General features: G+C 66.5%; 16 protein-coding genes and 1 pseudogene. 10 read left to right on the top strand and 7 right to left on the bottom strand.

All coding sequences use genetic code 11. The features are described 5' to 3' along the window. Positions 1 to 82: 82 nt before the first annotated feature. Together BJQ94_RS13715 and BJQ94_RS13710 are read right to left on the bottom strand one after the other, a co-directional pair. Entirely contained in the window at positions 83 to 571 is a 489-nt protein-coding gene (locus BJQ94_RS13715) for a DUF4257 domain-containing protein (protein ID WP_265399214.1), read from the bottom strand. 645 nt (positions 572 to 1,216) lie between these two features. Next, positions 1,217 to 2,773, bottom strand: coding sequence for a hypothetical protein (locus BJQ94_RS13710; RefSeq protein WP_265399213.1), 1,557 nt, complete (start codon positions 2,771 to 2,773; stop codon positions 1,217 to 1,219). Positions 2,774 to 3,039: 266 nt separating this feature from the next. Between BJQ94_RS13710 and BJQ94_RS13705 the strand changes: the two genes are divergently transcribed. Further along, complete coding sequence (locus tag BJQ94_RS13705) at positions 3,040 to 3,549, top strand: DUF202 domain-containing protein (protein WP_265399212.1); 510 nt, start codon at positions 3,040 to 3,042, stop codon at positions 3,547 to 3,549. 99 nt (positions 3,550 to 3,648) lie between these two features. Here the strand turns inward: BJQ94_RS13705 and BJQ94_RS13700 are convergent, their stop codons facing one another. Beyond that, positions 3,649 to 4,173, bottom strand: a complete 525-nt coding sequence (locus BJQ94_RS13700) for a hypothetical protein (protein ID WP_265399211.1) — start codon at positions 4,171 to 4,173, stop codon at positions 3,649 to 3,651. A gap of 239 nt (positions 4,174 to 4,412) precedes the next feature. Between BJQ94_RS13700 and BJQ94_RS13695 the strand changes: the two genes are divergently transcribed. From BJQ94_RS13695 to BJQ94_RS13680, 4 genes and pseudogenes are all read left to right on the top strand, one after another. Then, the gene (locus BJQ94_RS13695) at positions 4,413 to 4,634 is read left to right on the top strand and encodes a DUF6290 family protein (protein WP_265399210.1); all 222 of its coding nucleotides are present in this window, start codon (positions 4,413 to 4,415) and stop codon (positions 4,632 to 4,634) included. Continuing rightward, positions 4,631 to 4,897, top strand: coding sequence for a type II toxin-antitoxin system RelE/ParE family toxin (locus BJQ94_RS13690; protein ID WP_265399209.1), 267 nt, complete (start codon positions 4,631 to 4,633; stop codon positions 4,895 to 4,897). Before BJQ94_RS13695 ends, BJQ94_RS13690 begins: the two co-directional genes overlap by 4 nt. A 152-nt stretch (positions 4,898 to 5,049) precedes the next feature. After that, positions 5,050 to 5,322, top strand: a pseudogene (locus BJQ94_RS13685) (PH domain-containing protein); the annotation flags it as partial. Positions 5,323 to 5,394: 72 nt separating this feature from the next. Next, positions 5,395 to 6,366: an ADP-ribosylglycohydrolase family protein gene (locus BJQ94_RS13680; protein ID WP_265399208.1), complete on the top strand. Its 972-nt coding sequence runs from the start codon at positions 5,395 to 5,397 to the stop codon at positions 6,364 to 6,366. 63 nt (positions 6,367 to 6,429) lie between these two features. On the opposite strand, the gene BJQ94_RS13675 is transcribed toward BJQ94_RS13680, so the two are convergent. Next, positions 6,430 to 7,044, bottom strand: coding sequence for a TetR/AcrR family transcriptional regulator (locus BJQ94_RS13675; protein ID WP_265399207.1), 615 nt, complete (start codon positions 7,042 to 7,044; stop codon positions 6,430 to 6,432). A 156-nt stretch (positions 7,045 to 7,200) separates the two neighbouring features. Here BJQ94_RS13675 and BJQ94_RS13670 point away from each other — a divergent pair, with 156 nt between their 5' ends. Then, the gene (locus BJQ94_RS13670; RefSeq protein WP_265399206.1) at positions 7,201 to 7,818 is read left to right on the top strand and encodes an NAD(P)-binding domain-containing protein; all 618 of its coding nucleotides are present in this window, start codon (positions 7,201 to 7,203) and stop codon (positions 7,816 to 7,818) included. A gap of 69 nt (positions 7,819 to 7,887) precedes the next feature. After that, on the top strand, positions 7,888 to 8,493 hold the full coding sequence (locus tag BJQ94_RS13665; protein ID WP_265399205.1) for a hypothetical protein: 606 nt from the start codon (positions 7,888 to 7,890) through the stop codon (positions 8,491 to 8,493). Positions 8,494 to 8,693: 200 nt separating this feature from the next. Here BJQ94_RS13665 and BJQ94_RS13660 read toward each other — a convergent pair whose 3' ends face one another. The 3 genes from BJQ94_RS13660 to BJQ94_RS13650 form a co-directional block, all read right to left on the bottom strand. Next, the gene (locus BJQ94_RS13660; protein ID WP_265399204.1) at positions 8,694 to 8,900 is read right to left on the bottom strand and encodes a hypothetical protein; all 207 of its coding nucleotides are present in this window, start codon (positions 8,898 to 8,900) and stop codon (positions 8,694 to 8,696) included. A gap of 117 nt (positions 8,901 to 9,017) precedes the next feature. Further along, positions 9,018 to 9,347, bottom strand: coding sequence for a hypothetical protein (locus BJQ94_RS13655; RefSeq protein WP_265399203.1), 330 nt, complete (start codon positions 9,345 to 9,347; stop codon positions 9,018 to 9,020). Between the two features lie 27 nt (positions 9,348 to 9,374). Beyond that, positions 9,375 to 9,587 carry a hypothetical protein gene (locus BJQ94_RS13650; RefSeq protein WP_265399202.1) on the bottom strand — a complete coding sequence of 71 codons (213 nt, stop codon included), beginning with the start codon at positions 9,585 to 9,587 and terminating at the stop codon, positions 9,375 to 9,377. Between the two features lie 482 nt (positions 9,588 to 10,069). Here BJQ94_RS13650 and BJQ94_RS13645 point away from each other — a divergent pair, with 482 nt between their 5' ends. From BJQ94_RS13645 to BJQ94_RS13635, 3 genes are all read left to right on the top strand, one after another. Continuing rightward, positions 10,070 to 11,104, top strand: coding sequence for an NADPH:quinone reductase (locus BJQ94_RS13645; RefSeq protein WP_265399201.1), 1,035 nt, complete (start codon positions 10,070 to 10,072; stop codon positions 11,102 to 11,104). Between the two features lie 197 nt (positions 11,105 to 11,301). Continuing rightward, the gene (locus BJQ94_RS13640) at positions 11,302 to 11,712 is read left to right on the top strand and encodes a DUF2256 and DUF3253 domain-containing protein (protein WP_265399200.1); all 411 of its coding nucleotides are present in this window, start codon (positions 11,302 to 11,304) and stop codon (positions 11,710 to 11,712) included. 113 nt (positions 11,713 to 11,825) lie between these two features. Next, the gene (locus BJQ94_RS13635; RefSeq protein ID WP_265399199.1) at positions 11,826 to 12,278 is read left to right on the top strand and encodes a helix-turn-helix domain-containing protein; all 453 of its coding nucleotides are present in this window, start codon (positions 11,826 to 11,828) and stop codon (positions 12,276 to 12,278) included. The last annotated feature ends 14 nt before the right edge of the window (positions 12,279 to 12,292 follow it).

The following is a 12,292-nucleotide window of genomic DNA, read 5'->3' as shown; positions in this document are numbered from 1 at the left end:
CTGTGGCGGGCAGTGCTCGGTCGTCATCGACGACCCTCACAGCGGCGGCGGTTGTGCGGCGGCGGTTGTGATGGAGAATCGCCTACGTACTCAACAAGTCGATGTCGCGTACCGCGTCAGCAAACGATTTGTCCGACACCGTGCCTTCCTTTTGCTGCTCCTCAATTGCTCGAATTTTCTGTTTCGCCAGTTTGGCGATGTCGCTCGCTTCCTTGGTCTTTAGTGCGGCGACGACTCGTTCCTGCATCGCTGCGATTGCGGCGCCACCCGCCGAGCCAATCACCAAAGACAGACCTACAACCGTGCGTATTTCATATCCCTGAATCTTCACTCCGCCAACTTCGAAGACACCCGGCTGAACGAAGAGCAGCGCCGCCGAAGCGGCGGCCGAGCCCACAATCACATTTGCCCAGACTCCAAGGTCCAGAAACCTCTTCGACTCTTTTGGCTTTTCGATCTGGCCCGCTGCACCTCTCAGCAACAGTTCTGCGACGAAGCCACCGATTGCACCACCGCCGATGGTGATCGCGTAAATGGCCAACCATGCCCACGATTCGGAAAACAGAATCATCGTCTGACTCCAGTCTGTCGGCCACAACATATACCCCATTTGGTATCGTTCGGAGAGGTCAGTCCCAGTAGGAGGCCCGTAGATGCGGTCTGCTTCGTGGACCTCGACGCCGCGGACAACTCTGTCCCGAACCCCGACTACCCGCGCACGGCCGGACAACCCAACTTGTCTACTCCTCGACCCGGCGGCACGAGCGCTCAGGTATTGCGCGAGCTGGCGGGAGTGGTCGGGGAGCGTGACGAGCTCAGCGGCTTAACGATGATGTCTGGCGGCTGGCGGCTGGCGGGTGTCGGGTGCGGTTGCAGCTGCAGCTGCACATGCCTCACCGTCGTGGTGTCCACCGCGGGGAGTGGGGCGAGAGCATCACCGTCGTGGTCTCCACCACGGGGAGTTTGGTTAGAGCGTCAGGCGCGCCGGGCTTCGTCTTGAGGCAGGCGTCCACGGGGGAGTAGGCGTTGATTGCCCTCCCGGCCGTGTCGACGAGCCAGAGCGGAGGCACCAGTTCCAGGTCGGCCGTGCACGCGACATTCGAGTCGGCCAGGGCGGCGAGAGCGGCGGGAGATCGCGTGCCAATGGCGATAGCAGTAAGTTAGACCCCTTTGAAGATCGACTCAGGAGCGCAGGTCGTTCCCCGGCTGAGTACCATCAGTGTTGAAGCGCGCAAACCTCTAACAGACTCCTCGCCGCTTCGCCGATGACCTTTGAACCGCAATTGGGACAATCCAACGCCGTTTCATTGGCGTAAATGATGTTCCCGCAGTCGGCACATTCAACAGCTTTGGTCGACAAAACGAGGCCAATTCTGTCGGAACTCGACGCGATCACGATTCTCAAATCCGCGAAGCCATACAGATTGAGCGGTTTGGCGCCAGGATTCGGTCGCGTACCGAGTGGCCTCACAGCACCAGTGGGGATCCATGCGTTCACCTTGTTGGTAACTCCCGTCGGGCTTATTTTGAAAACACTCGCCAAGTCGGTGAGGGTGAAGCTCGCACTAGAGATTCGGGAGAAGTCGCTCTGGAAGCGGCCGAACTTCTCAATAGTGCTCTCTTTCGAAAACTCAACGATTCCCCTAGCCACAGTATCTGGGGATATCGTTGCGGCCTCGTTTGGCATCCGAGTGTGCTGCTTAACTATCGATCGCGCCATGCGGATCATGTCGCGGGGCGAACCGTGACTTAGGTAGACGAGCACCTTGTGAAAGTCCACGGCTGCAGGGCTGTCGACGATTTGATTGAAAGAGGTGACCCTGTTGTTGGAGAATGCCGCCAGCCGCCTACTGAGCATCTCGGACAGTTCGTTAACACTCCAGCCCAGGTTCACCACTTCGACTCGGTCGCCTCTAAGGCCGTTGGTTCGGAGGTATTCCTCCATTTGGTCCCAGAAGAAGAACTTGAATGCTGCGCCCGGGGTTTCGAGCGTGGGCAAATCAGTGACCAATTCAAGGATCAGCTTGCCGGCTGCTTCCGCGTTATTTGTGGTGCTCGGTGTCTCGTCAACCTTGTCGACCAAGAAATATACCGCCTCCCACCCGAGCTTCTTCGCAATCTCGACCAACTCAGACAGAAAGTAGTAGCTACTTGCCGCACCGGAGTCCTGTGCTTGCTGCTCTAAGGTGATCGAGATGTTCACATCGTCAAGTCCCGCCCTTTTCATGAGCAGTGCGACGCCCGCGGCCACGGGGCCACCGTACTTTTTCCAGAAGTCTCCGGCTTTGTCACCCAGCGTCTTCACGGCACCGACTGCGGCTTTGTATTCACCGAGCCCGAGTACGCCGACAAACTGCTGTGCAGCAACCTTGACGATTTGGCGCTCGTGATCGGATAGGAAAATCGCCTCCATGCTTTCGTCTTCTAAATAGGAGAGGATCGCCAAAGTGACGATGCGGCATAGTTCCACGTGGTGGGCAGCCAGTCCTCCACCGTGGCTGACAACCGATGCAAAGGCGTCGTACGTGAGGCACAGGTAGGTGGCGCCGGGTGCTACTGCCTCTCGTTCAATCATCAACCGCTGGGCAGTCTTGCCTCCGCCCCGGGGAGCGAAAATAACATTGGACTTCGGCGTTGCTGGGTCGCCCAGAACGCTCTGGAAATACGGCGGTGGAACGAAATAGTCCCCCAGGCGATCTTCTTGCTCAGCGTTCGTGTGGGCTAGAGGATCGCCAACGAACCCGGCCCTCTGAAGGTATGACTCGATCGACAATTCTGTGACCTTTCGCTCGTCATGACCTTACTGGTCGGATTGACAATTGTTCGCGCTCGCTCCTAGAGACAAGGTCGGGCAGGCGCGGCGGCGCCTTACTCTTCAGGCCCACGGACGGGGTGACGAGCGGACGAGAATCAGGTACGTGTCAGTTCACGACTGACAGTGCCCGGAATGACTAGCTCAGGGGGTCTCGAGGAGCTCGACCTGCGTGTTGGCGCGTGAGTGGGCTCGTCGGGGAGCGCTCGGTGTGTGACCATCTAGCTATGCCTGCAACCACAGACCATGCCGTCGCCGTGCGCGCCACCGGATTCATCGGTGAATCCCGATGGCGTCGCCGGCCGGTGAGCCGGGTGCGGTACGACGCCCTTTGGGCGGATGGCCGCGTCGAGTTCGACGTGAATCTCACGGCCGCGATGTACCGGGGGTGGCCGACAGACTTCGAGCCCATCAGCGACAGCGTGCACGCCAACTGCCCCGAGGTGGGAACCGGTCGGTGGGTGAACGGGTTCGCCGCGGTCGTGGACGGCCCGGAGGTGGAGAACCCGAACCCGCCCGGCCCCCGCAGCGGGTGGCCGGGCCGGAGCGGTGTCGCCAACCCTCGGGCGCGCCTGGCGTGGCGGCTGTGCCTCGGGGTGGCGACGCTCGGCGTCGGTATCCTGCTGCTCACCCGGCCGGCCGCCGATGGAGTTCTCGCCGACATCAGTGCGCTCTGCGCCCTCTTCGGGCTGGTGACCCTGGCCCGCGCGGTGCCGCGCCGGTTCCGCTGGTGGTGAGGCGGTCGGCGCCCGTGCGGGACGTCATCCGCTGGGGCGACGGGGAGTGACCTGCGGGGGACGCCCGGAGGCACAGCAACACCGCCATGGAGCCTGCCCCTACTGCAGCGTCGTGGTGTCCACCACCGGAAGGGCGGCGAGAGCGTCCCGCGCGCCGGGCTTCGTCTTGTGGCAGGCGTCCACGGGGTAGTGTGCGTTGATGGCCTTGCCGGCCGCGTCGACGAGCCAGAGCGGGGGCACCAGTTCCAGGTCGGCCGTGCACGCAACGTTCGAGTCGTCGTCGTCGGGCTCGGCCAGAGCGGCGAGAAGGGGTGCGAGATCGCCCGCGAATGTGACCGCGGTGACACTGACCCCCTGGGCATCGCCGAGGTTGGTCATCACGTCGCAGCGCTCGGCCGTGGTGGGGGTGAAGCCGTCCGGTACCCGGCCGGCATCCGGCGCATACGGATGCTCGGGGTCGGGCGCGCTGGCCGAGTGGGGCGGGTACGCCCAATCAATCAGGTCCGGCGCCAGGCAGTCGTAACCGTCCACGATCTTGGCCGGGTCCACCTCTGGGGCATCGCCGCCTGAGACGCCGACGCAACCGCTGAGCAGAACGCACGCGGTTGCCGTACCCAGCAGCACACGGACAGCGACCGTGACTCTCGGTGGGGATGCCTGTGGCCGCATGGCTCCACCCTGGCCGGGGTTGCCGGCCACGTCGATGTTCGGGGCGTGTTTTGGGGCGTGTTCGTTACCGGAACGCAAGACTCGAGCGGCCCGGCGTGGGGTTGCAGGCCATGAGGTGGCTAACCAACGAGCCTGGACTCGGCTCCGCGCTAGGCGTATCGTGCATGTAAACAAGTCTTACTTTGAAGGGCATCATGACGATTTCGATCCGTCTCACCCCCGAGGAGGAAGAGCGCCTGGAACGGCTGTCACAGCGCACGGGCCGTTCCAAGAGTTTCTACGTTCGGGCCGCCCTCCGCGAGCATCTGACCGACCTGGAGGACGCCTTCTTGGCAGACGAGGCGCTGGACTCCTTCGAGGCCGGGGGCCGCCGCTCCCGGCCGCTCGCGGCGCTGAAAGCAGAGTCTGAGCTGTGACCGCCCGGTGGCACGTGGAGACCACCGAGCAGTTTGATCGCCAATTCAAGAAACTGGACCGCGCAGTGCAGCGACGCGTCCTGTCCTACCTCGAAGACCTTGAAAGCCTCGACGATCCTCGACAACGGGGGAAGGGTCTGACGGCAAACCACTCCGGTGTCTGGCGATACCGCGTAGGGGATTACCGCATCCTCGTCCAAATCTTGGACGACGTGTTGGTGGTCCTGGCCGTGAACGTCGACCATCGCAGAGATGTGTGCTGAACCCCGTCACGAAACAGATCAACCGACAGGATGCCATGCATCCCTCGACCTCGAAGGGGGGCGATCCGGTTGCGGCGACCGCGGTCGGGCCCATCCATCACCCCGCTAGGGGGCGTTTCGATCGCAGAGCTGGTCGTGCGGGCAATACAGCCTTCAGGGACAGCGCGATTTTCACCACCAAGCGTCTCATCGTGCGGGACGCACAGGGGATCACCGGCAAGAAGGTTGAGATGTACTCGCTGCCCTACTCCAGCGTGAACATGTGGTCGTCGGAGAACGCGGGCTCACTCGACATCAACGGTGAAATTGAGCTGTGGACGCGCGCCGGTCACATCAAGATCAAGGTAGGCAAGGCCGTCGACGTTCGGGCACTTGACCGACTCATCACCCACGCCGTGCTCGGCGCTGAGCTGGCGAGCGTCTAGCGAAAGGTAGTGGCCGGGGCTGCCGCAGCGATACGGTCGAAGTGATCAGCATGTGATCACGAGGGGGTTGCCATGACACTCACCACCACGCAGACCGACCGCGCCGTCGGAGTGCTCCTGGGCCTGGCCTGCGGCGACGCGCTCGGCGCCGGCTATGAGTTCGGGCCGCCGCTGCCAGACGGTGCCGCGGTCACGATGAAGGGCGGCGGCCAGTTCGATTGGGCGCCCGGTGAGTGGACCGACGACACCTCGATGGCGGTGCCGATCGCCCGGGCTGTAGCCGCCGGCCGGGACTTAGCCGATGAGCGGGTGCTCGACGAGATCGTGGCGCAGTGGGTGGACTGGGCGCGCACCGCTCCGGATGTGGGCATTCAGCTGCGCGCGGTGCTCGGCAGCGCGGCGCCTACGGCGGCCGGCGTGCGGATCTCAGCGCAGAAGCACCATGAGCTCAACGGCCGCAGCGCCGGCAATGGGTCGCTGATGCGCACCGCCCCGGTGGCGCTGGCCTACCTCGATGACCCGGATGTCTTGGCCGTCGCCGCCCGGGCGATCAGCGATCTCACCCACATCGAAGCGGATGCCGGCGACGCCTGCGTGCTCTGGTGCCTGGCGATTCGGCATGCCGTGCTTGAGGCAGAGCTGGACGTGCGGGTGGGGCTCGGCGCGTTGCCGGAGGAACGACGAGAGCGGTGGGCCGGATTGATCGACGAGGCGGAAGCGCATCCGCCTGCATACTTTGACCGGAACGGCTGGGTGGTGCAGGCGTTGCAGGCGGCCTGGTCGGCGATTCGCTCTGCACCGGAGACGGATGCGAGCCAGTTGCAGCTGGCGTTGGCGGCTGCGGTGCGGGGTGGCCGGGACACCGACACCGTGGCGGCGATTGCCGGCGAGTTGGTCGGGGCTCGGTGGGGTGCTTCGGCGGTGCCGGGGGAGTGGATGCGGATTGTGCATGGGTGGCCGGGGTTGAAGGCGGCGGACCTGGTGGACTTGGGGATGGACGCGGTGCGGGCTGGACAGCGGCGTGCGGCGTCTCGACAGGCTTGACCGGCGGAGGGGCACCTCGCTGAGAGCCGGTCCGCGGTCGTGCGGCGACCTGAGAGTTGCGCCCTAAGCCGGGCTCGGCTGCTCGCCAGCGCTGGCGCCGACCGGTACCGCCGCGGCGGGGAGGGCGTTGTCGATGAGCACGAGCGCGATGGCGGCGGCGGTGTCGAACGCATCCGTGTTGAGCGCACGGCCGCGGGCGGACGCGCCGTCGAGGAGGAGCGCCAACTGCTCGCCGAGCTGTTCGGGGTGGGCGACGCCGGCCTCGCGGGCCGTGGCGGTGAACCGCGCCGCCATGCCCTCTTTGCGGTCGCGGGCGAGGATACGTGCGGGGTGGCCCGGGTCCTGGATTTCGACGGCCGTCCTGATGAACGGGCATAGCGTCGGGTGGATGTCGAAGACGGCGAGGAGACGCTCGCGGGGGGTGAGGGCGGTGTTGTCGAAGACGCCGGGCATGATGTCGGGATCGAATCGGCGCAGGTACTCGGCGATGAGCTCGTCTTTGCCGCCGAAGTGCTGGTAGAGCGTGCGCTTGGACACGCCTGCCACCGCGCAGATCTGGTCGATTCCGGTGCTGTTGATGCCTTGCTCGGGGAACAGCTGTTGGGACGCGCTGAGGATGCGCTCGTGTGCGCCCCGGCCGCGGCGGAGGCCTTGCGGGCCCTTCTCCAACTCCGTCATGGGTCCAGCGTAGCCCACTCGGGTACCGATCGGTGTGCATAACTTGACACTCCGCGCATCCGCCGGATACGTTAACCACACCGAACGGTGTACATAATATCGAGCCGGCACGGACCCACGATTACCTGCTCCAACCACACCAAGGGATTACACGCCATGACCACCATCAGCATCATCGGCTCGGGCAACATGGCCACCGCCATCGGCACCCGCGCGGCGACGCACGGCCACACCGTCGAGCTCATGAGCCGCAACATCGCCACGGCTCAGGCGCTCGCCGAGAAGATCGGCCACGGCGCCACCGTCGGCACTTATGGCGCCCGGCCGGCGGGGGACATCGTCGTTTTGGCCGTGCTGTACCAGGCCGCGGTTGACGTGGTGACGCACTACGGCGACGCCCTGGCCGGCAAGACGCTCGTGGACATCACCAACCCGTTCAACGCCGACGGCATTGGGGTCGTGACGACGCCGGGCAACTCGGTGGCCCAGCAGATCGCCGCCGTGGCGCCTGACGGCGCACACGTGGTGAAGGCGTTCAATACGATCTTCGGCGGCGTGATTGCCGAGGACAAGCCGGTGGACCTGTTCTTCGCCGGCGACGGCGCTGAGGCGAAGGCACAGGTCGCAGCGTTCCTGGAGAGCCTGGGGATGCGGCCCCGCGACGCCGGCGGGCTCGAGATGACCCACGCCCTGGAATGGGCCGGCATCCTGCTGGTGGGCGTGGCGCGGAATGGCGCCGGTTTCGACATCGCCCTGGGCGCCGGGGCCGTCTGACGTTAGAGCGGCCGCCGGGCCCGGCGCCGGCGGCCGTTCGCGGCTGATCCGCTGCTCTAGGGTGGGGTCATGATCAGTGACACCGCCTCGTTCGCCGCGGCCATTCCGGGATTCGACCTGGCCACCTGGCCGATCGCCGTGGGCGCGTTCGCCGGGGCCGCGCTGTCGGTTATCGTGGCGGAAAGTATCAAGTCTGTGATGGCCCGCCGCACCAAACGACACGACATGCAGATGGACAATCTGCGCGATGCCACCGTCGAGGTGACCTCGCAGGCCCTGCGGATGCTGCACCTCGTGGGCAGCAAGGGGGCACCGGTCGACCTGGCGAAGCTGGAGAACGCGCACGAGGGTGTGCGGATCGGGGTGGGCCAGCTGCAACTCGTCGGCGGCGCGGAGGTTCAGCTGGCCGCGATGCTCGTGCGGCACCACTCGTATTCGATGCGGGAGAAGGGCAAAGGCCTGCCCGATAAGCACGAGGACTATGGGGTGGAGAGGTACGAGCGGCTGGAACAGGCGGTGGAGCATCTGCTGGGTGAGACCCGGCGACAGCTGGCGGTGGGCGGCCGGGTTACGGTGAGGCCGGACTATTTGCAGATGACCCGGAGACTTGCGGGGGCTCGGGTGCCGGGGTTGCCGGTTGGTGCGACGCGCGGGGTAGCGGACGTCGACGTTTAGGTTTCGAGGTCGGGTTACGGGGTCTCGACGAGCTCGACCAGCGAGAGGGGCGCGACAGCCCCGCTGATCGAGCCTGTCGAGATCCCGCGAGAAGAGTGCGTTGGTGAGGTCAGGTTCCGGGGTCTCGACGAGCTCGACCAGCGAGAGGGGCGCGTTTTCGAGGTCGGGTAGCGGAATTACGTTGACAGGCTCAGCGCCAGCTAGTGGTGAACGGCCTTATCGATCTTCTTCGCGTTGCGCTTAGCCAGCTTCTGCAGCGTGCCCCGGGCCTTCTTCGACTCGGGGGAGTGCCAGACCTTGCGGGCGCTCTCGCGGATCTGCTCTGATCGTTTTCGGCCGGCCCGTGTGCCCAGGAGGTAGCAGAGCAGCGCGATGCCGGCAAGGAGGAGAAGTCGCGGGACGGTCATGGCGGCCTGCTTTCTTGCACGGAGAAGACAGTGTGGTGCGGGCGCGGCGCGAGCCCCGGAGTCGCCCGCGCAGTGAGTGTAGCTCCGAGTTCGCCCGGCGTCGCGGCTCCTCCGGCTCTAGAGCTTCTCCTGGCGCTCCAGCTCCTCCCGGCCTGCAGCAACGTCTGGTTCCATGGCCGCGATGCGCGTCTCGAGCCGGAGGCGTTTGCGGTTCAACCGCGCGAGTGAGGCGAGTCCGAACACCAGCGCTCTGCCCTGCTCGGCGGCGCCCGGCAGGCCCCGCTCGGACAGGGCCTGTTCCACCGCCCCTTTGCCGGCATCGCGGTGCTCGGCCGTGACCTGGCGCGCATCCGTCATGCGCTGGGAGTTCAACACGTGTGCGTCGATGCGTGCAGTGATGGTGTCAAGTTGCCGTTGAGTCTGGGCGCGGTCGGAGGTCTCGTCCATGGGTTCCTTCGCGGATTGCATGGTCGGCTATTCCCGGCGTGATCTGGTGGCCAGCGTGGCCGTGGCGATGACCGTCACGATCAGGCCCACCCCGACCAGTGCCCAGGTTGTCATCGCCCAGAGGTCGGGTGCGGTGCTCAGCGGTTTCCAGAACGCGACGCCGAAGGCGAGGAGTATGAGCCCGGCGGTGAGGATGCCCGCTCCGATGCCGCTCCAGATCCGAAGCGAGCGCACGGACATGGTGCTAGTTGAGTTGCTGCTCATCTGATCTTCACCCAGGTTTCGACAATTCTTCCGTGCCCGTGTCGTGCATTGGTGGGAGCCGCACCGGCGGTGCGGGCCCGGGAGCGACGATGAACGGGTGCCTGCAACCATCCGCTCAGTCGCGGGGGATTGCTAGTCGGCGCAAGTGCCGACTTGTGCGGCGGAGGGGGTGGTCGATAGCGTGCACCGCACTGAACGGGGTCGCTCGGCCTGACGCGGGGGTGCGTGCGCCGCCCGAAGAGCTGCCGCTGCGCGGGTCGGGCGCAGCTGCGCGCGGGCGGTTGGCGTTGCGCGGGTCTTGCGCCGTTGCGCGGGTGGCGCGCTGGGCGCGAAACGGCGCGTAGCCCGCGGAACGCGTGGATCGGCCGAACCCCGCGCGATCGGGCTGAGCCAACGAGGCAGCGCCGCCAAATGGGCAGGCCGGGAAACATTCCACCCGCGCCAGCGTTGCCTCTCACATGAAAGCCATTGTGTACAGCCAGACCGGTGACCCGTCCGTGCTTCAGCTCGTGGATCGGCCGGTGGCCGAACCGGGCGCCGGCGAGGTGCGGGTGCGCATCGTGGTGAGCGGGGTGAACCCCACCGACTGGAAGTCGCGCCAGGGCGCGGCGCCGGGCGAGAAACTGGCGTTCGACGAAGTGGTGCCCAATCAGGACGGTGCTGGGGTCGTGGATGCGGTCGGCGCCGGGGTGGAGCACGTGGCGGTCGGCGACGGGGTCTGGCTGGCGCTCGCCGCGTACCAGCGCGCGAACAGTGGGTCCGCTCAGGAGTTGGCTGTGCTGCCCGCGGAGCGCGTCTTTGCCTTGCCGGCGAATGCGAGCTTCGACCAGGGCGCGAGCCTCGGGGTGCCGGCGATCACGGCGCACCGCGCGTTGACGGTGGCCGAAGACGGCCCGCGCCGGCTGCATCCGGGTGCGCTTTCGGGCAAGACCGTGCTCGTGGCCGGCGGCGCCGGTGCGGTGGGGCACGCCGCGATCCAGCTGGCCCGGTGGGCCGGAGCATCCGTGATCACGACAGTGAGCTCACCGGCCAAGGCCGCGCTGGCAACCGCCGCGGGCGCGCAGCACGTGCTCACCTACACCGACCACGACATCGTCGGCCAGATTCGGGCCATCGCCCCGGACGGCGTGGACCAGATCGTGGAGGTGGCACCCGCCCAGAACGCGGAGCTGGACCTGGCCGTCATCCGCAACCGCGGGTCGATCGCCGTGTACGCCAACAACGGCGGCGACCAGATGACCCTCGACGTGCGCCGGCACTTCAGCCTCAACGTGCGCTACCAGTTCGTGCTGCTGTACACCGTGGGCATGGACGAGATTCGGGCGGCGGCCGAGGACATCAACGCGGCCCTCGTTGACGGCGCGCTCGCCGTGGGGGAGGAGGCCGGGCTGCCGCTGCACCGCACCGACCTGGTACACACGGCGGATGCCCATGCGCTCGTGGAGAGCGGCGTGGTGGGGAAGGTGCTCATCGACGTGGCGCCTGCGCAGTAGGGGCTCTACCCGCTCAAGGGCCCGATGACGCGTTTTGCCAGCGCGCGAGGGGCTGGGGGCCGTGACTGCACCTCGTGTGGGCGACCGCGCCCGCTCTAGCGGGCGCGGTCGCCGGTACGAGGTGCAGTGAACCACGGGGGCTCACCTCGAGGGGTGGCTCTACCCGCTCAGGGGCCCGATCACGCAGGATAGAAGGCATGGCCCACCGTCAACGCGCATCCGCCTCGTCTGACCCTGCCGGCGAACGGTCGGAGAAGACCTGCGCCTCCTGCGGACGGCGCATCGAGTGGCGCGCGAAGTGGGCCGACAACTGGGATGCGGTGAAGTACTGCTCCGACGCGTGCCGCGCCCACCGGGTTGACGACACCGACCGCCAGCTGGAAGACACCATCGGCACGTTGCTGGCGGCCCGAGCGCAGGATGCCACGACCTGTCCGTCCGACGCGGCCCGAGCCATCGGCGGCGACGAGTGGCGCGATCTGATGGAGCCGGCCCGGCGCGCCGCCCGCCGAATGGTGGCCCGCGGGGAGCTGCAGATCACCCAGGGCGGGTCGGTGGTCGATCCGTCGACCGCCAAGGGGCCCATCCGGTTGCGTAGGCCGCGGTAAGGCGAACTGTAGGCACAGGGTTCGGGATATCGGCCCGAAGCGCCGGGTGGCACGGCGCTCGGGCGTGGGCGGGCATCTCGCATCCGCTTATAGTCCCGGGCTATAATTCCGGCATGAGCATAGCGACGCGGATTCTCGAAGCGCGCGCACGGGCCGGACTCTCGCAGAGCGAGTTGGCCCTCCGCGCGGGGGTGCCGCAGCCCAATCTCTCTGCGTACGAGGCCGGCCGCGTGCAACCGCGACCCGAGACGCTGGCCCGCATCCTGGACGCCGCCGCTGAGCGGCCGTCGGTGGTGCTGCAGCGCGAGCGGGACCGCGTGATCGAACTGGCCGGCAGCCGCAGGGCCGGCGCCGTGCGGGTCTTCGGCAGCGTCGCCCGGGGCACGGATGTCGTCGGCAGCGACATCGACCTCCTCGTCACCTTCGCCCCGGACGCATCCATCCTCGATGCGGCCGGACTGGTGCTCGATCTCGAGACGCTTCTCGGCATGCACGTCGACGTGATGAGTGACAGGGCCGAGGGCGCCATCCGGGACCGGGCCGTCGCCGAGGCGGTGCCATTGTGAGCGACCGGGCCCGC

The sequence above is a fragment of the Cryobacterium sp. SO2 genome (assembly GCF_026151165.2).
Lineage (GTDB): Bacteria > Actinomycetota > Actinomycetes > Actinomycetales > Microbacteriaceae > Cryobacterium.
The sequence above is the reverse complement of the archived record's forward strand: the minus strand, read 5'-3'. Positions and strand labels throughout refer to the sequence as shown.